Below are 17858 nucleotides of genomic sequence, written 5' to 3'. Positions count from 1 at the left end.
CTCAACGGATGATCAGAAGCGACGTCGACGTTCTGGTGATCGGCAGCGGCATCGGTGGACTGTGTGCCGCAGGGTTGTGTGCCCGCGCCGGCCGGGAGGTGCTGGTGCTGGAAGCCCATCACCAACCCGGTGGAGCCGCCCATGGCTTTCAACGCCAGGGGTATCACTTCGAATCCGGTCCATCCCTCTGGAGTGGCCTGGGGCGTTGGCCCAGCAGCAATCCCCTGGCCCAGGTGCTGCGCGCGCTGGGGCAGACCTTGGAGGTGATTCCCTATCGCAGCTGGGATGTGCTGTTGCCGGAAGGGGATCTGCGCATTGCCGTTGGGCACGACGACTTTGAGGCTGTGGTGCGCAGCCTGCGCGGCCCCGAGGTGGCTGCCGAATGGCGGCGTTTTGTGGAGGCGCTGCAGCCGATTGCCGCCGCTGCCGATGCTCTGCCCTTGCTGGCCCTGCGGCCTGGGGTGGATGGCATGGCGCAACTGCTGAAGCGCGGCGGACGTCTGTTGCCGCACCTTGCGGCGATGCGTCACCTCTCCGGTTCTTTTGGGCCGCTGGTGGATCGTCACCTCAGCGATCCTTTCCTGCGCCATTGGGTGGATCTGCTCTCCTTCCTGATCAGCGGCATGCCGATGGGTGACACCAACGCGGCGGCCATGGCCACGCTGTTCGGCGAGTGGTTTGAGCCGGATGCCCATCTCGACTATCCCGTTGGCGGCAGTGCAGCGGTGGTTGAGGCCTTGGTGCGTGGCTTGAAAGCTCACGGCGGCAGCCTGCACACCGGCAAGGCGGTGCAGCAGCTGCGGGTGGAGGGGGATCGTGTGGTGGGTGTGACGTTGGCCGATGGAACGCAGATTGCGGCGCGGCAGGTGATCTGCAATGCCGACATCTGGTCCACCCTTGCTCTGCTGCCGGAGTCTGTGGCGCCGAAGTGGCAGCGTCAGCGCCAGGCCACGCCGGCCTGCAACGGCTTCCTGCATCTGCATCTGGGCTTTGATGCCACGGGGCTGGAGGATCTGCCGATCCACACCGTCTGGGTGGATGACTGGGAGCGTGGGATCGACGCCGAGCGCAATGCGGTGGTGTTGTCGATTCCGTCGGTGTTGGATTCCTCGATGGCGCCGGCCGGTCGCCATGTGCTGCATGCCTACACACCGGCCAGCGAACCCTGGGAGCTCTGGGCTGATCTGGAGCGCGACAGCGCGGCGTATCAGCAGAGAAAACAGGAGCGATGTGCTGTGTTCTGGCGGGTGCTGGAACGCCGTATTCCCGACATCCGCGACCGCTGTGAGCTGATCATGGAGGGAACGCCGCTGACCCACAGCCATTTCCTCAATGTTCATCAGGGCAGTTATGGCCCTGCCCTGTCAGCGGCGGAAGGTCTCTTCCCTGGCGTGACGACGCCCCTGGCCAATTTCTGGCTGTGTGGTGCCAGCACCTTCCCCGGGATCGGCATCCCCCCCGTCGCTGCGAGTGGTGCCATGGCGGCCCATGCCGTCCTCGGCCGGGAGACGCAAAACAGTCTGCTGCGGGAGCTGGAGCTTTGAAGCAGCTGCGTCATAACCTCCTTTTGGAACGCCGACGCAGTTCATGACTTCCAACGCCCGGATCGATTCGCTGCAGCTGATGCTCACGGATCTGCGCATGCGCAACGAGCCGATCCGTCACAAAGCGGCGTTTCGTGGTTGCCAGCCGGAATTTCAGGCGTTGGTGAGTCGTTTGATCGAGCAGCTGGAAGGGGAATTGCTGGATGAGAAGCAGCGCTCCCGTGAAGCCTCACGCCAGGCCTGATTCTGAGAGCAGCTCACGCCACTGCGCCTCCTGCCTGGTGGCTTCTGGTTTTCCCTCCTGAGGGAAGCCGTTGAGGAAGTCCTTGTCTTGAGCGGGCTGGTAGGGCCCCTGTTTCAGCTCGAAAATCACGCTGTCGGCCTCCAGGGCCACCAGGGTGTGGAACTGATCTTCTGCAATCTCGATGCCGTGGGTGGGCCCCTTGGCGCTGAGATGGAGCTGCTCCTGGATCTCGCCCTCGCTGTTGAACAGCAGTAGTCCGATGGCGCCCTGCAGCACCAGGAAACATTCGAAGCCTGTGCCGGAACCGTTGCGCCGGTGGCGGTGGGGCCGCACATAGGTGCCGGGCTGCAGCACGTTGAGGAAGCGCTGAACCGAATCCTGCTCCCGGTGGAAATTGTGGTTCAGGCGCAGGCGGGGGTGCTGCCGGGCCTCGGCGGAAACCTGGGCGAACAGCTGCTGGTCGATGCGGCGAAAGGGCGAGGACGTCATTGGTTCGCCTCCGCTGCCGACCGGTAGGCGGCGGGGACGAGCACCAGAAACAGCAGCCACCAGGCCAACACACCCAGGGCCAGCGGAAGGCTGATCCAGAGGTGATGCAGCACTGTCCAGGACCCGCCGACCAACAGCACTCCCGTGGACACGATGGACCAGGGCTGGCACCACCAGGGTTTCAGCGACCAGAACTTTGGCTGTTCCTGAGGCTTCAGCTCCGGCTGATCAGCGGAGGGCGTCGAGTTCACCGGCGGCTTGCATGGCGGCGAGGTTGTCGTAGCCACCAATCGCGGATCCGTCGAGGAACACCTGGGGGAAGGTGGTCATTCCACTGCGCTGCTGCACGGCGTGGAAGGCTGCGTCGTCGTTGACTGTGGTGACGGTGTGGGGCAGATCCAGGGTTCTCAGGATGCGCAGGGCGCGGCTGCACCAGGGGCAACCCGGCAGCACGGCGATCTCGATCCTTGGTGCTGCTGCTGCGGTTTGGCGCGCGGGGCGGCCTTCGCGTTGCTCCAGCACACCAATCAGCAGGTCGACGCCCTTCTGCACGATGGTGCCGGGCTCCAGGTGGCCGCCCCACACCTGGCAGGCTCCATCCGAGAGGCTCAGGTGCAGGTGCACGCCCTCAGGGGAAAAGGTTCCATTGAGGGTGATGACTTCGAGGTCGCCCTCCAGCACGGTGGGCTCGGCCTGGCCGGGGCACTGAAATGACGCCTTGGTGAGGTTGCCGACCACACCGAGAACAAAGCCGCTGATGCCGCCCCGTTGGGCCAGTTCTTCGAGGCTGAGGCGCAGATCACTGCCGGGAGCAAGCTTCAGCGGCAGGGGTTGCATGGCGCCTCAAAAAGTGTGACCAATAATACGCAATCTTGTCCAGCACGATATCGTTTATGTATTGTGATTATATTTTCACGAAATCGTGTCTCTCCTTCAGGATCTGGTTCAGGAGTTGCAGCAGCGGATCGAGGGGCAAGCCGCGGCTCCCAGCACGGCTGCGGTGGCGGATGCGGCCGGTTCTGAGCGCATCAATGTCACCCTGCCCCGCGGTGTGATGGATGACCTCAAACGCCATGCCCTCGCCGAGGGGCGCAGTTGCGGCAATTTGGCCGCCTATCTCTTGGAGGAGGCCCTGCGTCGCCATCGCCCTCTGGGCTGAGTGGGCTGAGGCTTGGCCTCAATCCAGCAGCCGGTTGGCAATGGCTTCAACCTTCCCCTGCCGTTGCAATTTGAGGATGGAGACGTCCATGGGCGTGCGCAGTGGGCTGTCCGGTTTGATCACGAAGCCATACGTCTCCTCCGACAGGGTGAAGGGGGCGAGGCGCAGGGGGAGATCGGGATTGTTTTTGAGGTGGTAGCGAATGGCCGGACGATCAAAGATCAAGGCATCGGCCTGCTGATCAACCAACAGCTGAATGGCGCTCTTGAGGGTGGCTGCGCCAACAATTCGCATGTCGCCGCGTTGGGCCAGCTCCATGCCACTGGTGCCTTCCACCACAGAAACCCGCCTTCCGTTCAGTTGCTCAGGAGCGCTGATGGCCGTTTCGGTGGCACCGGAGAGGAACAGGGTGAACGCCGAGGCGAGGCTGGCGGTGAGGGACGACACTGCGATCAGGGAGATCACCATCCAGGCGCCGGTGATGCCCCGGCCGGTTCGTGTGATCGGCGCCTTGTCGCCGTAGCCCACGGTCGTCAAGGTCACCAGGGCGAACCACATGCCGCTGCTGATGCCCGGCAGCCAGTCCCGCGGAAACTGATCACTGTTTCGGTTGCGTTCGGCCAGCCAGATCAGGCTGCCGACCACCAACAGCACGGTGATCAGCACCAGCACAGAGGAGATCACCGCCCAGCCGAAGAACACCTGAACGCGGCTCAGGATCGATGGCGGACGGATCGGCAGCACCACCCCAGCCTTGCCCAGGTAGTAGGGCTGGGTGAAGTCAACGCCCGGCATGGCCAAGCGGCGTGGCGTAATGCTGATCGGGCCCACCAGAACGTCGATCTCACCGTCATCCACCGCCTCAATCCCGGCTTTGGGTGATGGCTGCTGAATCAGCTCGTAGCTGAGGTTGTTGTCTTCGGCGACGTGCCGCCAGATCTCGAGGCTGATGCCGCTGGTGGTGTTGCCCTCCTTGATCACGAAGGGGGCGGAGCCACTGATGCCCACTTTCAGCGGGTTGGCCTGCAGGGGAAGGGCGCTGCCGAAACAGGCCAGGACCAGAACGACGGACAAGCGTCGAGCAGTTCGCATCAGCGCTGTTCCAGACGACGCACGATCACGGCCATGGCCGCCAGGGAACCCGCCAGGGCGATCAGCAGGGCAATGGTCATGAAAATGTCAGGACATGGATGGTGCGGTCAGATTGGCATCCCTGGCCCCGAGCAGCCAGTCGGCCACTTCCATCCTCAGGGCATAGGCACATTCGTAACGGCCCTCGTCTTCCAGGAACCGCAACCGTTGTTCGAGGGTTTGCAGGGTTGAGCTCGCGAGCTGGTGTGGACCCTTGCTCCGCGCCACAATGAGAGTTCTGGAAGCTCAAGAAGCTTGCGGCACGACGTCAGTCATCCAATGCAGCCAGCGCTACAGATCTGCGATCTGCACCGTTCATGAGCGCCTTGGAGTGGTCCTGGGGCAGCAGCCCATTGACGTTCCTGCCCCAGCGGGCCCTTTGGCGAGCTGAGGGCTGTGAGCTGTTCGTGGCCGATCTGCATCTCGGCAAGGCTGAGGTGTTTCAGGCCCATGGCATTCCCATGCCCAGCGACGGGGATCAGGGAACCCTCAATCCGCTGCTGGAGCTCTGCCATGCCTGGTCACCTCAGCGCTTGTTTGTGTTGGGTGATCTCGTGCATGCCCGGATCGGCATCACCGCTCCTCTGCGCGAAACCCTGCTGGCGCTGCCCGATCTCTGTGGTTGCCCGGTGGTGCTGATCGGTGGGAACCACGACCAGGACAGCTGGATTGAAGGCTTGCCCCAGCAGCCTTCTCAGCGCTTGGGCAATCTCTGGTTGAGCCACATGCCCGAACGGGTGCCGGAGCTTGGTTTGTTGAACGTGTGTGGTCACCTGCATCCCACCACCCGGATTCGCAGCCGTTCCGATCAGTTGCGTTTGCCCTGCTTCGCCTTTGATCCGGATGGCCCGCGTCTGGTGATTCCTGCCTTCGGGCAGTTGACGGGAGGCCATGACTGCGGCGAGCGTTACCAGCAATGGCTGGTGGCCGAAGGCTCCATCGTTCCTTGGTTCGATCCACTCCCCCACAACCGAGAGCGAAGGTTCGCGTGATGCAGCCTGCTCAGCGGCGACCCCGACCTCGACCCAAGCGCAGGATCCGTTTGCGCAAGCGCTGGCTTTTGCTGGCCATGCCGTTTGTGGTGTTCGGCGGCTTGGTCGCCTTGGCACCTGTGGCTCCTGAGCGCTCCGAGCTGCAGGAGCAAGCTGTTCGTTCGGCCCAGCAGCGCGGCCGGGATGCCAAGCCGTTCCGCTACATCCCCGACGATGAGGTCTACGCGTTGGATCTCGATCCACGGCGGGTGCGCTTCGGGCTGCTGGAGGGTTGGGATCGCGAACAGGACGCCTACCAGGACAGCGCTGCCATGGCCTATGTGTCCGGCCCGATGTACGAACGCCATGTGGACGACGATGGACGCGAGATCACGGTCCCTCTGGGGGATCTGAAATTCGGCAAGCAGGTCTGGCGCGGGCGGAACCGCTCGGCTTCACGCCAACGGGCCTTCGTCGGCATCCGCCACGACGGCAGCATTGATTTCGGCTACGGGGAGCTGACCGATGAGCGCAGCCGGACCTACGACACCTTCATCGGCGGCCTGCACAGCCTTTACAACGACATCGAGGCCCCGCCGGAGAGCTACAAGGGGGCCTACAGCATCAGCATGGGCCAGCGCATCCGCTACTACCTGCCGCGGATCCGCATGGTGATGGGCCTGCGTCAGGACGGCCACATGGAGGTGCTGATGAGCCGTGATGGCCTGACCCTCGAGCAGACCAAAGACCTCGCCCGTCGCCGGGGCTATCTGGCGGCTTACATGCCCGACCATGCCTCGAAGAGTCGTTTGATCATCCCTGGGGTGAAGGGCTTTACTGAAGAAGACGCCAACTGGATCAGCGGCGGTGCCACCAGTTTTGTGCATGTGCCCTACCTGCTGCGGTTGAGCCCCCGCCAAATCCCCCTGCAGGGCAATCTGATCGCGGCGCTGACGCCCAAGCTGGTGTTGGATGAAGGTTGCGATGGCCCGCTCGACTGTGTGTCGTCCTTCGGTAATCACCTCGCCGATCGCGCCTTGGCGGGCTTGAACCGGGTGATGGAACAGGGCGTGGAACCCCTGGCCCGGATGATCTGGGGGCCCTCCAACACCCTCACCAAGCCGGGTTTGCCCGCGGATGCCGACGACCGCAGCGTCGATCTGGACCGTGCACCCCTGAGGGAACCCCCGATCACGGCGGATCCTTTGGTGTTGCGCGAGCCAATGGCTGTGATCCGGGAGCTGGAGCCGGCTGAACTCGGTTCAGATGACAGCTCAGCTGCCAGCTCCGATGACAGCTGGACAGAACCGCAGCCGTTTGTGCCGTTGCCCCCCGATCTGCCGCCGCCGATTGTGCTCGATGAGCCGATGATGAATCCCGCCGAGGTTCTGCTGGATGAGTCAGCCCCATCGGTGATGCCGCCACCAGCTCTGCCGCCTCTGCCGCCGGTGCCCGCGCCGCCTGTTCAGGATTGAGCTTGGACACAGTTTGGTCCTGGTGGTCGATCCCCAGCACGCAACGTCGGGTGTTGGTGGCCCATCTCGCTCAGCCCCCGACGCGCGCTGAGCAGCGGGCCTTGAGCGACAGCCTCACCTGCCGGCTGTTCGCCGATGCAGGCCAGATGGTTTCTGGTGATGACATCGGCCGCACGATCTACGGCAAGCCGCAGCTGCGCAATTCTCCGCTGCACCACAGCATTTCCAACACCGGTCCCCTCAGCATCGGAGTGGTGGGGCCAGATCCGATTGGTATTGATGTGGAAGCGCTGGACCGGCCGTTGCAGGTGGCGTCTGACCTGCTGAAGCGGCGCATGTTTGCCTCGGCCGCAGAAGCGACGGACTGCCTGGAGCATTGGACGCTGATTCAGGCCTGGACGGCGAAGGAGGCAGTGTTGAAGGCAGCGGGTCTGGGACTGGGCGGCGGACTGGCGAACGTGGCCATTGCTCCGGACGGGGCCGCGGCATGGCTGCATGGCTCGCGTTATTCCCTCCGCCTCTGGACCCAGCAGGGCTTCAGCGTTGCGGTCGCTGAGGGCATCCGTGGCTAGAGGAAGGGATGGAGCATCGAGCAACAGCGTGAGATCTCTTTTTCAGCAAAGTCTCGCCAAGGCCAACAACTTTCAGAAGGCGTTGATCACGTCTCTGCTCGCCTGGGTGGCTCTGGGGGTATGGAGCTATCTGATCGTCGTGCCGATCCTTTCGGCTGTGGCGTTCCTCTGGCTCGGGGTGACGGGCTGGCTGGTGTGGCGGATCTGGCGCAAACCCGTGGGCTGATCCAGGGAATTGCGGTTCAACAACTTAGAGTTCCGGCCGGTTTTGGTTCGCGTTCGGTGGAATTCACGGTGGTGATTCTGAGTGAGCAGGTTGGCTCATATCCAAAAATCAACTGGACGGAATGGAAAGATCGCAACCGCAAGCAGATGAAGAGTCAGGGCGATGTGTGGTCGATGGCAACACTGTCTGGAGCCACAATCTGGGATTGTTTGGACAACAATAAGATCGATCGTCTCCACCTTGTTCAGTGGAAACCAGCTGACGACACGATGTATCAAGTCAGCCTGCCGCGCCGCTGAGATTGAACTCGTAACTAGTGGTTCTTTTATATCAAATAAAAAAGCACCTGTTCGATTCGAGCAAGTGCTTTTTGATTGTTGCTGAGGATTAGTCTTTTCTCTTTTAAAGAAGGAAGAGGAAGATCACAGTGAACATGGAACCCAGCAGGAAGATCGAGTCCTCCTTTCGGTTGATGTCAAAGGGCTCGTGGGGCTCTGGGATCATGGGAAGGGGTGTTGAAGTAGGCAAGCTAGAGGACTCGGCTTTCCCTCGGCGGTTTGATGCTGTTTCAATCGCGCTGATCCGTGAGCCGAGCTCCATTCCATTGCGCACTCGATAACACCTCTTGGAGTTGATCCACTGCAGACTGTTTTGCATCATTCCAGTCGTGGTCTGAGAGTCTGATCAGGTATTCGTGCTGAATGCCTGAGCCTCTTTGCCTTGATGTGACGATCGAAACGTCGTCGTAGGTGATGGGGAATGGGTTGCCGGCTGGTGCTCCAAGGGCAGCCTCTGAGGCGAACAACAGAAAATCGATAATCACTGGATTGAAATATTCTTCGCTTTCATCCAAATCCCCACAAGCCAGCATTTGTTCTCTGGTTTGTGGTGTGTAGGTCACAAAGGAAAAGCAGCAGGGATCACCGGTGGCTTGCAGGTAGAGCCCTTTGAACCGACGTGTGCTCATCAATCAGCCTGCCGCCAGATGGGAGAGTTGGGATCCCAGACGGGTTTGGCATAGGTGCCCTTCAGTTGTTGTTGAGGCTGATCGATGCCCAGCTGGCCATGGCATTGGCTTGCAAACTCAATCGAGTTTTTGTGGTAGTCCTTCCAGGGCACCAAGGTTTTGCCATTCCAGATCGGCGGTAAACCTGTTTCTTTGAGCAGTTGATCAAAGGCGTCAAAGTGGGCCTGGAATTGCTCCTCTGTGAGCACAGCTTCTGGCCGCGGCACCTTTAGAGCCTGTTTGAAGGGAGCGCTCTCCATGCATGCTTCAAAGCGCTTTGTGAGTTCCGCTTGATGGCTCCAGGCCTTTTGTTGGACCCCTCCAAAGACAACGAGGCCTACCAGCAAGAGGCTGATCGCGATGATCACGCTGAGATGACCAGCCGGCTCCTTGCTGTTGTCCATCGGCTCGCTCCCCCCAGCCAAGCCTAAGAAGGCATTTCTTCTCCGCGGCCCACCACCGACGGGTTCACCCGAGCAGACTGGAACTCCTTGTTCTGCCTGCGGATGCGAGTGCTGCTTACGGCTCTGCTCTCACTTGCGGCTTGTGCGCTGGTGTTGGCGACTGGAGTGAAGAGCACCGAGCGTTTCACGATCCACATCGGTTCGCGGCTACCGCCAGCAGAGCTGGGTTGCGTCCAGTCAGGGCACGTTCAAACGGATGAGGGGCGCCGGCTCAAGGTTTTCAAGTGTACGGTTTGATCAGCCGTTAGCCGGCTTGGTCAGCTTGTAGAGGTTCAAGGCAAAGAGGGCCATGCCGAAACTTCCGAATGCGATGAGCAGGTCTTGGGTGGTGAAGGCCACGGCTCTCGTTACAAAACTTTGTTGACTAATGTAACGGAGGCGCAGGGATGCGTCGTCAAGTCGTTCCAAGGGGGCTGTGGGCGGTCCTCTTTTTTTATGACCTACCCCTTTGGTGCCATCAAGACAGACCTCGAAAAAGCTTTCCGGCTACCCGATGCTCCACAGCTTGAGCAGACTCAGAAACAAGACGTTGCCGAGCTGAGCGAGTCAGAACGGTCGACGGTTCTGTTTGAGCACCCAGGTGTCTGAGGCGTCCATACTCATGGCCCAGCAAGGGATTGACCCATGGCGGTGCTTGGACGTCAAGCCATTCTTCAGGCGGTTGACGACGGCCTGATCGGGATCACGCCCTTCAGTGCCGACCATGTTGGGCCTGCATCGGTGGATCTCACCCTCGGCTCCACCTTTCGGGTGTTCCGCAAGGTGCATGAAGTGATCGAGGTTCGCGATCACACCGACTACCGCGAATGCACCGACAAGCTGGAGATCCCCGACGGCGGTCACATCCTGATCATGCCGGGAGAAACCGTGCTGGGAATCACCCGCGAGCGGGTCAAGCTGGGGCCAGGCCTCTGCGGTTGGCTTGAGGGCCGCAGCCGCTTTGCTCGCCTGGGGCTGATGGTGCACATCAGTGCACCGTTCATGGGGCCGGGGATCGACAGTCAGCAGGTGCTGGAAATGAGCAACTTCGGTCCGGCTCCGCTGGCGGTGGTGCCTGGCACGCTGATCTGTCAGTTCATCTTTCAGCGCATGGATGGTGAAGAGCACTACGCGGGCCGCTTCGCAGGGCAGAGCCAGAGCAGTTTTTAGGCGGGTTGCCTTTCGTCTTCCTGATTGCCTCCTTGGAGAGGAATTAAGTAACTCAACGTTGGTATCGAGCCGTTAACTCCCTGCACCGCAGCGGGTTTACATAACTCATCGGAGATGTACATCCTCCGCAATGTTTGCCCTTCCGATTCTCTTTAGGTTTGTCCTGTTGGCGTTCGTCGGGGCAACCGTTGCATCTGTGGCTAACTCCAAAAAAGACTTTGCCTTGCTCGCTGGTGTTTTCCTGCTGGGTCTCGGAGCCCTAGAAGCAGTCCTTGCTTTCTTTGGTGTCTAAGCCTGGCGACGAGCCTTGCTTTGGCAAGGCAAGCCACACCCTTGGAAGCTGGCTTCGCCGCTCCCTGAAGGAGTAAATCAACAGGAGAACCATGGCGGCATTGGGCGCCATTCCCTGGTGACTTCAGCCTGGGCGAATCAGGTGCTTACTGAATGGAATGAATGGTGCTGGCCCAAAAAAGGGGAACAGGCGTTGATTGTTCCCCGGTGGGAGTTTTCGGACTTGAAGCTCGAAGATGGGGTTGGTCAGCTCAGAGGTCTTCTTCGGCTTCTCCTTTGATCTGGCAATCACTTGTTGGGTAGGCCACGCAAAGCAGGGCAAAGCCTTTGGCGATTTGTTCGTCGTCCAAAAAGCTCTGATCCGATTGATCCAGAGAGCCACTCGAAAGCTTGCCTGCGCAGGTGGAGCAGGCGCCAGCTCTACACGAATAGGGCAGATCCGCGCCCGCTTCCTCTGCAGCATCAAGGATGTACTGATCGTCCGCACAGGCAAAGCTCGAGGAGCCTTCCGATGTGGTGATCGTGATTTGATACGAAGCCATTGGTTCAATCAATGCATGCATCAATCAAAAATCCAATTGGATGCCGCTGCTGATGCATTCAAGGAAGACTTCGGGATCGATGTAGCAAGTCATACAAGATGATTTGTGATGTTATTGATCTCTGATTTTGCAGGTCAAATCACTTGCTGTTGAGGAGTTCTGCTTCAACCGTTCCACTCAAAAGACCCCTGTTGCACTCAGGCAAATCAGGGTTGTGGCAAGCAGCACCCAGCCCACCAGCTGAAGCCATTGCGTCAGTGGCGTTCCCATGGCTTGTCAGGCGAGAGGGTCGTCCCAAAGGGGTGGCTCATCAAATTCTTCCAACAGCGAGTTGGCTTCTAACTCCTTGCCAGCCAGCAGCAGTTGAATCACTTGATTCCAGAGGAATCGAGTCAGGCGTTCTGCCTCCTTTTCCTGATGCCCGGTCTCGAACTTGATCGGTGGTACATCACCTGTGTCGTCGTGAAATCGTGAGATGAGCGACACAGGGCTGGGCGCATCAACTGCTCTGTCGTAACTCTCCGGGTTCGACGGTTGACGTATCAACTGACTCCGTTTGTTCGCACACGTTGAAAGCCAAACAAGGCCTCGCCATGGGTAACCCAGCGGTGCATGCTCGAAGCATGCAAGCCAAAACATCGGAAGGCTTAGAGGTTCTCGCGGCTGTTGTTGTCACCGCCGGCCTGGTGGCGGGCAACCTCGTGTTGTTTTCGCCGTTGCGCGTGGACAATCGCGTGCTGCCTGCTCCGGCATCTCAAACCGCGGAACGCCCCTAGCGCTTGAACACACCGTTGCAGTCGCCTGGAGCAGGTTTCACAAAGCAGTGCCCCTCAACAGACCAGTACCCCAGGGCAGGAAAGGCCAGGTCTTGGGCCCGGGCTTCGGCGTTAACGGCATCAACGCCTCGGGCCTGGATCAGCACGTTGCCCTCGCCATCCACCAAGTCCAGGAAATCCATTTCCTCGGTCTCGGCCGTGGGGTTGGCGTGGCCTTGCAGGGGAACAACCACCAGCACACAGGCCATGAGTAAGGAGCGCAGCATCGGCCTGGAAAGGGGGAGCGAAGGATGAGTTGAATCAGCCGTCTTGATGGGAGGCGAGGGCACGCACCACGTCCCCCCGGGTGATCACGCCGACGGGGCATTGGTTGCCGTCCAGCACAAACAGGCGTTGCGTGCCCCGTTCATGCAGCTGGGATGCCGCCTTGGGCAGCGCTAACGCCGTATCGCAACTGTGGGAGTCCTTGCGCATCAGATCGCTCACCTTGGTGCCGAGCACCTGGTGCACCTGTTTGTCCCAGTTCAAGGGATTGCGCAGGTAAATCACGCTGTCCAACAGCATCACGTAGGGGCCGGCATCCACACCGCTCTCCCGCACCATCAGATCCTGCTCCGTCAGCTCGCCGATCAGACGCCCCTCGGCATCCACCACCGGCAAACCACTCACGTGGTGGTCGCTGATCATCTGAACGGCCTGCTGCAACGGGGTGTCGGGCGTGACCGTCAGCACCGGCTGGGTCATCACATCAGCCACCGTCAGCTGCAGGACCATGATCAAGGTTCAGCTCCTCACATTCTGAGCGTTGTTTCTGTCTTTGCGTTCGATTGCCAACGGACTCACCGTGGCACGAGCCGTTGCCGGTTTCCCGCTGATTCTTGCCCTGCAGTTCGGCTGGCAGGGCTGGGCCTGGTGGTTGCTGCTGCTGGCCGGGCTCAGTGATGCGGCCGATGGTTGGCTGGCCCGGCGCGCCGGGGGTGGCAGCAGCTGGGGCGCCCGCCTCGACCCCCTCACCGACAAGGTGCTGATCGCGGCACCGTTGCTCTGGCTGGCGTCGGCCGCTGTGCTGCCGCTCTGGGCGGTTTGGTTGTTGCTGGCCCGTGAATTGCTGATCTCGGGCTGGCGCTCCCAGGCCAGTGATGGCGGGCCGGCTTCGCTGTCGGGCAAAGCCAAGACGATCCTTCAGTTCCTCAGCCTGTTGCTGATGCTCTGGCCCTCCGGCTGGATCGCTGCTGCCGGGCTTAAGAGCCTGGGCTGGTGGCTGTTCTGGCCCTCCCTCGCCCTGGCTCTGAGCTCAGCTCTGGGCTACATCACGCCCCGATCAGCGCCTCGTCAGAACTGAAGTCTGGCGCTGCGGTTGGGTTCAGGGCGTAGTCGTTGCTGTAGCTGTCGGCCAGGCCCTTGGCCAGGTCGAAGCTGGGTTGCCAGGCCAGTTCGCGTTCCACCCGGGTGATGTCGGTGAGGAAGTGATTGAGCCGCAGCGGGAAGGCCTTGCGGACCTTGGGGTCCAGGTCGCTGGGGTTGAAGCTGCGCAGTTCGAGGCCATCGGGATCGCGGCCGCAGGCCACGGCGGCGGCGCGGATCAGGCCCCGGAAGCTGATGCCCTGCTTGCCGGAGCAGTTGTAGATGCGATTGGCCGCAGCATCCACCTCGATGCAACGGGCCATCGCTTCCGCCAGATCCTCCACATGGCCCAGTTGGGTGATCGTGCTGCCGTCGCCGGGCAGCGGAATCGGGCGGTTGTGAACGATGCGATCGAAGAACCAGCGTTCCACCGGGTTGTAGTTGCCCGGGCCATAGATGTAAGTCGGCCGGAAGCTGGTGAAGGGGATGCCTTCCTTGCGCAACCAGGCCTCGGTGTCGGCCTTGCCGGCGTGACGGCTCTGCGGATCCGTGGGGCTGGATTCATCCAGGGGCCACAGTTCCGAGTCGGCATAGACACCAGCCGAACTCACGTAGACAAAGCGATGGCTGGGGGCCCCGGTGATGGCCACCACGCGGCTGCTGTCCTCTTGCTTGCGGCCGGAACTGTCGACGATCACATCGAAGCTGCGGCCCTGGAGCGCACGCAGACCTTCATCGCTGCTGCGATCACCACAGAGGTGTTCCACGCCGGCGGGAACAGGGTTCTTGCCGCGGGTGAACAGGGTGAGTGCATGGCCCTGGGCCTGCAGGCGGGCCACCAGGGGCCGGCCCACGAAGCGGGTTCCCCCCATCACCAGGATCTTCATGCACTTGGGCCCGAAAAGCGCAGCCATTGAAGCGTGGCGCTGCAGGATGGAGGGCCTCTGGTCCGACCCCGATGGAGATCATCCCTGCCATTGATTTGCTCGATGGAGCTTGCGTCCGGCTCCACCAGGGGGATTACGACCAGGTGACGCGCTTCAGTGAGGATCCTGTGGCGCAGGCCCACAGCTGGCAAAGCCAGGGGGCGAGCCGTCTGCACCTGGTGGATCTCGATGGCGCCAAACGGGGTGAGCCGATCAATGACGCGGCCGTGCGTGCCATCACTGCCGCCCTCGACATTCCTGTTCAGCTCGGCGGTGGTGTGCGCTCGCTCGAGCGTGCCGAAGAGTTGATCGCCTGTGGCCTGGATCGGGTCATCCTCGGCACGGTGGCGATCGAACAGCCGGAGTTGGTTCAGGAGTTGGCCCAACGCCATCCTGGCCGCATCGTGGTGGGCATTGATGCCAACGATGGCCGGGTGGCCACCCGGGGCTGGATTGAGCAGAGCGATGTTCTGGCCACGGATCTGGCCCAGCAGTTCAGTGCCGCCGGCATCGCGGCGATCATCACCACAGACATCGCCACCGATGGCACCCTCGCCGGCCCCAACCTGGAGGCCTTGAGAACCATGGCGCAATGCAGCGCTGTGCCGGTGATTGCGTCCGGTGGCATCGGTTGCATGGCTGACCTCCTCTCGCTCCTTCCCCTGGAGCCCCTCGGTGTGACTGGCGTAATCGTTGGTCGAGCGCTCTACGACGGCCGCGTTGCTCTGGCGGAGGCCATCGCCGCGATCGGTGAGGCCAGGCTTCAAGACGTCACCGCCGTGGCCGCAGACATCGCCTGAACTGGCCTCGGGCCTTATGGTTGAGGAAGCAGGCACCTTCTGTGGTAAGCGCAGCCGCTGGCAAGAGCAGCACGCCATCCCCCGCGGGCAGCTTGCAGGAGGTGTTCGAGCAATGCCGGCGGTTGGGGATGCGCCTCAGCCGTCAACGTCGCATGGTGCTCGATCTGCTCTGGAGCGAAAAGAGCCACCTCAGCGCGCGCGACATCTTTGAACAGCTGAATCTGAGGGGCCGCAGCATCGGCCACACCTCGGTGTACCAGAACCTCGAAGCCCTGCAGTCGGCGGGTGTGATCGAGTGTCTCGACCGTGCCAGTGGTCGCCTGTACGGCTACCGAAGTGATCCCCACAGCCATCTCACCTGCCTGGACAGCGGTTCAATCGAAGACATCGACGTTGTTCTGCCCGAGGACCTCTTGCGTCAGATCGAACAGCGCACCGGCTTTCGCATCGAGTCGTACACCCTGCAATTGAACGGCCGGCGCACCCTGGAGAACTGATCAGAAGCTCGTTACCTTGAGCCCAACTGTTTCGGGTTCAACCCTTGGTCTCACCTTCGCCGGTGCGGATGTTGCTGCTCGCTCCGGATCTGCTCGGGGAGTCGCTGGCGCTGAAACTCACCTCCGCCCGGGACGATTGGGAGGTGGTGCTTCGCCCTGAGCGCCTGACGGGTGCCCCGGCGTTGGTGATCTGGTCGATCGACAGCGTGGCCTCATTGGCGTCGCTTCAGCAGGAGCTGTTCGCCCTGCAGGAGCGCTGGCAGCCCGCCCCGGTGCTGCTGCTGCTGCCCAGCGAACTAAGGCTGTCGCGGGAACAGCTGCTGGAGCTGCCGGCGGCCGGCCTGCTTCAAAACGTCGATGCCCAGGGCCTGCAGAACGCCATCGAAACCCTGCTGCAGGGCGGCAGGGACATTCGCCTAGAGGCTGCATCGGCGACGCCAAGCCAGCAGCAGACCATGGGTCTGGGCCAGTGGCTTCTGGTGAGTGGCCTGCAGCAGGTGAGCCGCGACCTGCAACGGGTGGAGGCCCTGCTCAATCCGCCCCCGGACCATCCGTTGCTGTTCCTGCTGCTGCAGGGCCGCCGCCGTGAATTGCGCTTCGCCAAGGGCTTGCTGCTCTGGCTCTGGGGTCCACTGCAGATGGGCCTTGAGCATGCAGAACCCCTGGGCCCCTCCGTGTCCAGCGATGGATCAGCCACCACCACGGCGATCAGCCTGCGCGAACGCAATGCCGTTGCCGTATGGGATGCCATCCGCGACCGCATCGATGCATCGGTTCAGGCTGGATTGACCAATTCCACCGGCCGTCTGCTGGCGATTGAGGGTCTGCACCCGGATCGCCGCCGGGAGTTGCTGCTGGCCCTGTTGCAACAGCTTGATCAGGTCTTGCAGCGCCTGCGCACCCGCCAGGACGGCACGGCGATCGCCCAGGCCTGGGATTCGTTGCAGCCCGAGTTGCGCCAGCAGGCCCTCACCGCCCTGGCCGGCAGTTACGTCCAGATCCCCTGCGATGGCGAGCTGCAGCCGGTGGTGGCTTCGCTGCTCAGCCGTGCTGATCTCACCGGCGCCGACGGTGAGCTGCCCGATCCAACCGGAATGCTGGCGCCGCTGGTGGCCGATCAACCGATGCTGGTGAACGGCCTGCTGCTGCCGGCCGATGACCCGCGGGCTTTCCTGCAACTGGAAACCTTGGTGAGCAATTGGCTGGTGAGGACGGCGGAACTGATTGGTGCCGAATTGCTTGATGCCTGTGGTGACTGGCCGGAGCTGCGCCGTTACCTGCTGCGGGACCCCCTCCTGGCGACCCGGGAACTCGACCGGCTCAGGAACCGTTTGAACACCCAGCTGCGCTGGGCGGATTGGGTGGAGCGCCCCATTCAGCTCTACGAAAGCCAGCGCACCCTGTTTCAGTTGCGCTCTGGTCGCATCGAACCGCTGCTGCTGACGGAGCCCCGCGACAAGGAGCTCAATCAGCTGGGTTGGTGGCAGCGGCAGGTGGCCTTGCTCCTGGAAGCTCGGGATGCCCTCGCACCCCAGGTGCAGGCCCTGGTGCGCCGCATCGGCGACCTTGCCGTGATCCTGCTCACCCAGGTGCTGGGGCGCGCCATCGGTCTGGTGGGGCGGGGCATTGCCCAGGGCATGGGACGCAGCTTCGGCCGCGGTTAGGCCCCTGGGTCCACAATGGCGATCCGCTGCTTCGGCTTGATGCTTGCTTTGGTGCGCTGTCTGATCACCGTTTCGATCGCGCTGCTGCTCCATGTCGCACCAGCCGCCGCTGTGTTGAACAGCGACAGCTACGACGGCAACATCTACGCCCTATACGCCGGCAATGGCTCGTTGGTCCCTCCCGCCAGCACCTTGGAGGAGTCCCTCGCTGAGGGACGCACAGCCGTGATCGTCTACTACCTGGACGACAGCGCCGTGAGCAAACGCTTCGCTCCGGTGGTGTCGGAACTGCAACGGCTTTGGGGCCGCAGCATCGATCTGCTGCCGCTCTCCACCGATCCGCTGCAGGGCCGGGAATCCTTGGGCGCGGGTGATCCAGCCACCTATTGGTCTGGAACCATTCCGCAGGTGGTGGTGATCGGCACCGATGGCCGGGTCGTGTTCGACCAGAACGGTCAGGTTCCCTTGGCGGCGATCAACGACGCCATCAGCGCCTCCACCGGTCTTCCCGCTCCGGATCTGGGACGCATTGACCAGGAAGGCAGCTTCAACGAAGTGAACATCGAAGTCACCGCCAACTGAGACGCC

Annotated in this window: 27 protein-coding genes; 15 read left to right on the top strand and 12 right to left on the bottom strand. The window is 61.9% G+C overall.

The window, feature by feature from the left end:
• The first annotated feature begins 8 nt into the window (after window positions 1–8).
• Complete coding sequence (locus SynA1544_RS09830; protein ID WP_186513299.1) at window positions 9–1544, top strand: NAD(P)/FAD-dependent oxidoreductase; 1536 nt, start codon at window positions 9–11, stop codon at window positions 1542–1544.
• Window positions 1545–1587: 43 nt separating this feature from the next.
• On the top strand, window positions 1588–1788 hold the full coding sequence (locus SynA1544_RS09825; protein ID WP_114988545.1) for a hypothetical protein: 201 nt from the start codon (window positions 1588–1590) through the stop codon (window positions 1786–1788).
• On the opposite strand, the gene SynA1544_RS09820 is transcribed toward SynA1544_RS09825, so the two are convergent.
• From SynA1544_RS09820 to SynA1544_RS09810, 3 genes are read right to left on the bottom strand one after another with little or no spacing between them, the layout of a single operon-like run.
• Window positions 1774–2277: a WbuC family cupin fold metalloprotein gene (locus tag SynA1544_RS09820; protein WP_186513297.1), complete on the bottom strand. Its 504-nt coding sequence runs from the start codon at window positions 2275–2277 to the stop codon at window positions 1774–1776. The genes SynA1544_RS09825 and SynA1544_RS09820 overlap by 15 nt on opposite strands.
• Entirely contained in the window at window positions 2274–2528 is a 255-nt protein-coding gene (locus tag SynA1544_RS09815; RefSeq protein ID WP_186513295.1) for a DUF6737 family protein, read from the bottom strand. Before SynA1544_RS09815 ends, SynA1544_RS09820 begins: the two co-directional genes overlap by 4 nt.
• The gene (locus tag SynA1544_RS09810) at window positions 2506–3114 is read right to left on the bottom strand and encodes a PCC domain-containing protein (protein WP_186513293.1); all 609 of its coding nucleotides are present in this window, start codon (window positions 3112–3114) and stop codon (window positions 2506–2508) included. Before SynA1544_RS09810 ends, SynA1544_RS09815 begins: the two co-directional genes overlap by 23 nt.
• Window positions 3115–3199: 85 nt before the next feature.
• Between SynA1544_RS09810 and SynA1544_RS09805 the strand changes: the two genes are divergently transcribed.
• The gene (locus SynA1544_RS09805) at window positions 3200–3436 is read left to right on the top strand and encodes a CopG family transcriptional regulator (protein ID WP_115009451.1); all 237 of its coding nucleotides are present in this window, start codon (window positions 3200–3202) and stop codon (window positions 3434–3436) included.
• Window positions 3437–3454: 18 nt separating this feature from the next.
• On the opposite strand, the gene SynA1544_RS09800 is transcribed toward SynA1544_RS09805, so the two are convergent.
• Together SynA1544_RS09800 and SynA1544_RS09795 are read right to left on the bottom strand one after the other, a co-directional pair.
• Window positions 3455–4528 (bottom strand): transporter substrate-binding domain-containing protein, encoded by a 1074-nt coding sequence (locus SynA1544_RS09800; RefSeq protein WP_186513291.1) that lies wholly within the window; start codon window positions 4526–4528, stop codon window positions 3455–3457.
• Window positions 4529–4615: 87 nt separating this feature from the next.
• A complete protein-coding gene (locus tag SynA1544_RS09795) occupies window positions 4616–4795 on the bottom strand; it encodes a hypothetical protein (protein ID WP_186513289.1) in 180 nt (59 codons plus the stop codon).
• 89 nt (window positions 4796–4884) lie between these two features.
• Here SynA1544_RS09795 and pdeM point away from each other — a divergent pair, with 89 nt between their 5' ends.
• From pdeM to SynA1544_RS09770, 5 genes are read left to right on the top strand one after another with little or no spacing between them, the layout of a single operon-like run.
• On the top strand, window positions 4885–5559 hold the full coding sequence (gene pdeM, locus SynA1544_RS09790) for a ligase-associated DNA damage response endonuclease PdeM (protein ID WP_186513287.1): 675 nt from the start codon (window positions 4885–4887) through the stop codon (window positions 5557–5559).
• Complete coding sequence (locus SynA1544_RS09785) at window positions 5559–7013, top strand: hypothetical protein (RefSeq protein WP_186513285.1); 1455 nt, start codon at window positions 5559–5561, stop codon at window positions 7011–7013. Before pdeM ends, SynA1544_RS09785 begins: the two co-directional genes overlap by 1 nt.
• 2 nt (window positions 7014–7015) lie before the next feature.
• Window positions 7016–7585, top strand: coding sequence for a 4'-phosphopantetheinyl transferase superfamily protein (locus tag SynA1544_RS09780; RefSeq protein ID WP_186513283.1), 570 nt, complete (start codon window positions 7016–7018; stop codon window positions 7583–7585).
• 28 nt (window positions 7586–7613) lie between these two features.
• Window positions 7614–7811 (top strand): hypothetical protein, encoded by a 198-nt coding sequence (locus SynA1544_RS09775; RefSeq protein ID WP_186513278.1) that lies wholly within the window; start codon window positions 7614–7616, stop codon window positions 7809–7811.
• Window positions 7781–8110: a hypothetical protein gene (locus tag SynA1544_RS09770; protein WP_370594062.1), complete on the top strand. Its 330-nt coding sequence runs from the start codon at window positions 7781–7783 to the stop codon at window positions 8108–8110. Before SynA1544_RS09775 ends, SynA1544_RS09770 begins: the two co-directional genes overlap by 31 nt.
• Before the next feature lie 269 nt (window positions 8111–8379).
• Here SynA1544_RS09770 and SynA1544_RS09765 read toward each other — a convergent pair whose 3' ends face one another.
• Both SynA1544_RS09765 and SynA1544_RS09760 read right to left on the bottom strand, forming a co-directional pair.
• The gene (locus SynA1544_RS09765) at window positions 8380–8778 is read right to left on the bottom strand and encodes a hypothetical protein (RefSeq protein WP_186513277.1); all 399 of its coding nucleotides are present in this window, start codon (window positions 8776–8778) and stop codon (window positions 8380–8382) included.
• Window positions 8778–9221 (bottom strand): hypothetical protein, encoded by a 444-nt coding sequence (locus tag SynA1544_RS09760; protein ID WP_186513276.1) that lies wholly within the window; start codon window positions 9219–9221, stop codon window positions 8778–8780. The genes SynA1544_RS09765 and SynA1544_RS09760 overlap by 1 nt, the downstream gene beginning before the upstream one ends.
• A gap of 684 nt (window positions 9222–9905) precedes the next feature.
• On the opposite strand from SynA1544_RS09760, the gene dcd reads away from it, so the two are divergent.
• Entirely contained in the window at window positions 9906–10430 is a 525-nt protein-coding gene (gene dcd / locus SynA1544_RS09755) for a dCTP deaminase (RefSeq protein ID WP_186513275.1), read from the top strand.
• Between the two features lie 542 nt (window positions 10431–10972).
• Here the strand turns inward: dcd and SynA1544_RS09750 are convergent.
• Both SynA1544_RS09750 and SynA1544_RS09745 read right to left on the bottom strand, forming a co-directional pair.
• Window positions 10973–11263, bottom strand: coding sequence for a 2Fe-2S iron-sulfur cluster-binding protein (locus SynA1544_RS09750; RefSeq protein ID WP_025362165.1), 291 nt, complete (start codon window positions 11261–11263; stop codon window positions 10973–10975).
• Between the two features lie 276 nt (window positions 11264–11539).
• On the bottom strand, window positions 11540–11749 hold the full coding sequence (locus tag SynA1544_RS09745) for a hypothetical protein (protein WP_186513273.1): 210 nt from the start codon (window positions 11747–11749) through the stop codon (window positions 11540–11542).
• Between the two features lie 137 nt (window positions 11750–11886).
• On the opposite strand from SynA1544_RS09745, the gene SynA1544_RS09740 reads away from it, so the two are divergent.
• Window positions 11887–12039, top strand: coding sequence for a hypothetical protein (locus SynA1544_RS09740; RefSeq protein WP_186513271.1), 153 nt, complete (start codon window positions 11887–11889; stop codon window positions 12037–12039).
• Here the strand turns inward: SynA1544_RS09740 and SynA1544_RS09735 are convergent.
• A complete protein-coding gene (locus tag SynA1544_RS09735; RefSeq protein WP_186513269.1) occupies window positions 12036–12305 on the bottom strand; it encodes a hypothetical protein in 270 nt (89 codons plus the stop codon). The genes SynA1544_RS09740 and SynA1544_RS09735 overlap by 4 nt on opposite strands.
• A 34-nt stretch (window positions 12306–12339) precedes the next feature.
• Complete coding sequence (locus tag SynA1544_RS09730) at window positions 12340–12813, bottom strand: CBS domain-containing protein (RefSeq protein ID WP_186513267.1); 474 nt, start codon at window positions 12811–12813, stop codon at window positions 12340–12342.
• 31 nt (window positions 12814–12844) lie between these two features.
• Between SynA1544_RS09730 and SynA1544_RS09725 the strand changes: the two genes are divergently transcribed.
• Complete coding sequence (locus SynA1544_RS09725; protein WP_186513265.1) at window positions 12845–13381, top strand: CDP-alcohol phosphatidyltransferase family protein; 537 nt, start codon at window positions 12845–12847, stop codon at window positions 13379–13381.
• On the opposite strand, the gene SynA1544_RS09720 is transcribed toward SynA1544_RS09725, so the two are convergent.
• Window positions 13350–14270 (bottom strand): NAD-dependent epimerase/dehydratase family protein, encoded by a 921-nt coding sequence (locus tag SynA1544_RS09720; RefSeq protein ID WP_186513263.1) that lies wholly within the window; start codon window positions 14268–14270, stop codon window positions 13350–13352. The genes SynA1544_RS09725 and SynA1544_RS09720 overlap by 32 nt on opposite strands.
• Window positions 14271–14341: 71 nt before the next feature.
• Here SynA1544_RS09720 and hisA point away from each other — a divergent pair, with 71 nt between their 5' ends.
• The 4 genes from hisA to SynA1544_RS09700 all read left to right on the top strand — a co-directional run bounded on the left by hisA (window position 14342) and on the right by SynA1544_RS09700 (window position 17852).
• Window positions 14342–15109: a 1-(5-phosphoribosyl)-5-[(5-phosphoribosylamino)methylideneamino]imidazole-4-carboxamide isomerase gene (gene hisA / locus SynA1544_RS09715; protein WP_186513261.1), complete on the top strand. Its 768-nt coding sequence runs from the start codon at window positions 14342–14344 to the stop codon at window positions 15107–15109.
• 128 nt (window positions 15110–15237) lie between these two features.
• Window positions 15238–15606, top strand: a complete 369-nt coding sequence (locus SynA1544_RS09710) for a Fur family transcriptional regulator (protein WP_255477790.1) — start codon at window positions 15238–15240, stop codon at window positions 15604–15606.
• 68 nt (window positions 15607–15674) lie between these two features.
• Window positions 15675–17270, top strand: a complete 1596-nt coding sequence (locus SynA1544_RS09705; RefSeq protein WP_186515540.1) for a DUF3685 domain-containing protein — start codon at window positions 15675–15677, stop codon at window positions 17268–17270.
• Window positions 17271–17285: 15 nt separating this feature from the next.
• Window positions 17286–17852, top strand: a complete 567-nt coding sequence (locus tag SynA1544_RS09700; RefSeq protein ID WP_186513259.1) for a thylakoid membrane photosystem I accumulation factor — start codon at window positions 17286–17288, stop codon at window positions 17850–17852.
• The last annotated feature ends 6 nt before the right edge of the window (window positions 17853–17858 follow it).

The sequence above is a fragment of the Synechococcus sp. A15-44 genome, from assembly GCF_014280115.1.
Classification (GTDB): Bacteria; Cyanobacteriota; Cyanobacteriia; order PCC-6307; family Cyanobiaceae; genus Parasynechococcus.
Note: the sequence above shows the minus strand (reverse complement) of the source record. Positions and strands in the feature narration are given on the sequence as shown.

What these genes read in the sequence shown, in the direction of transcription:
- SynA1544_RS09730 (WP_186513267.1), bottom strand. Translation starts at nt 12,813, where the DNA reads ATGGTCCTGCAGCTGACGGTGGCTGATGTGATGACCCAGCCGGTGCTG.
- SynA1544_RS09765 (WP_186513277.1), bottom strand. Translation starts at nt 8,778, where the DNA reads ATGAGCACACGTCGGTTCAAAGGGCTCTACCTGCAAGCCACCGGTGAT.
- SynA1544_RS09760 (WP_186513276.1), bottom strand. Translation starts at nt 9,221, where the DNA reads ATGGACAACAGCAAGGAGCCGGCTGGTCATCTCAGCGTGATCATCGCG.
- SynA1544_RS09710 (WP_255477790.1), top strand. Translation starts at nt 15,238, where the DNA reads ATGCGCCTCAGCCGTCAACGTCGCATGGTGCTCGATCTGCTCTGGAGC.
- SynA1544_RS09800 (WP_186513291.1), bottom strand. Translation starts at nt 4,528, where the DNA reads ATGCGAACTGCTCGACGCTTGTCCGTCGTTCTGGTCCTGGCCTGTTTC.
- SynA1544_RS09785 (WP_186513285.1), top strand. Translation starts at nt 5,559, where the DNA reads ATGCAGCCTGCTCAGCGGCGACCCCGACCTCGACCCAAGCGCAGGATC.
- SynA1544_RS09740 (WP_186513271.1), top strand. Translation starts at nt 11,887, where the DNA reads ATGCAAGCCAAAACATCGGAAGGCTTAGAGGTTCTCGCGGCTGTTGTT.
- SynA1544_RS09705 (WP_186515540.1), top strand. Translation starts at nt 15,675, where the DNA reads ATGTTGCTGCTCGCTCCGGATCTGCTCGGGGAGTCGCTGGCGCTGAAA.
- SynA1544_RS09810 (WP_186513293.1), bottom strand. Translation starts at nt 3,114, where the DNA reads ATGCAACCCCTGCCGCTGAAGCTTGCTCCCGGCAGTGATCTGCGCCTC.
- SynA1544_RS09830 (WP_186513299.1), top strand. Translation starts at nt 9, where the DNA reads ATGATCAGAAGCGACGTCGACGTTCTGGTGATCGGCAGCGGCATCGGT.
- SynA1544_RS09750 (WP_025362165.1), bottom strand. Translation starts at nt 11,263, where the DNA reads ATGGCTTCGTATCAAATCACGATCACCACATCGGAAGGCTCCTCGAGC.
- SynA1544_RS09720 (WP_186513263.1), bottom strand. Translation starts at nt 14,270, where the DNA reads ATGAAGATCCTGGTGATGGGGGGAACCCGCTTCGTGGGCCGGCCCCTG.
- hisA (WP_186513261.1), top strand. Translation starts at nt 14,342, where the DNA reads ATGGAGATCATCCCTGCCATTGATTTGCTCGATGGAGCTTGCGTCCGG.
- pdeM (WP_186513287.1), top strand. Translation starts at nt 4,885, where the DNA reads ATGAGCGCCTTGGAGTGGTCCTGGGGCAGCAGCCCATTGACGTTCCTG.
- SynA1544_RS09820 (WP_186513297.1), bottom strand. Translation starts at nt 2,277, where the DNA reads ATGACGTCCTCGCCCTTTCGCCGCATCGACCAGCAGCTGTTCGCCCAG.
- SynA1544_RS09700 (WP_186513259.1), top strand. Translation starts at nt 17,286, where the DNA reads ATGGCGATCCGCTGCTTCGGCTTGATGCTTGCTTTGGTGCGCTGTCTG.
- SynA1544_RS09825 (WP_114988545.1), top strand. Translation starts at nt 1,588, where the DNA reads ATGACTTCCAACGCCCGGATCGATTCGCTGCAGCTGATGCTCACGGAT.
- dcd (WP_186513275.1), top strand. Translation starts at nt 9,906, where the DNA reads ATGGCGGTGCTTGGACGTCAAGCCATTCTTCAGGCGGTTGACGACGGC.
- SynA1544_RS09735 (WP_186513269.1), bottom strand. Translation starts at nt 12,305, where the DNA reads ATGCTGCGCTCCTTACTCATGGCCTGTGTGCTGGTGGTTGTTCCCCTG.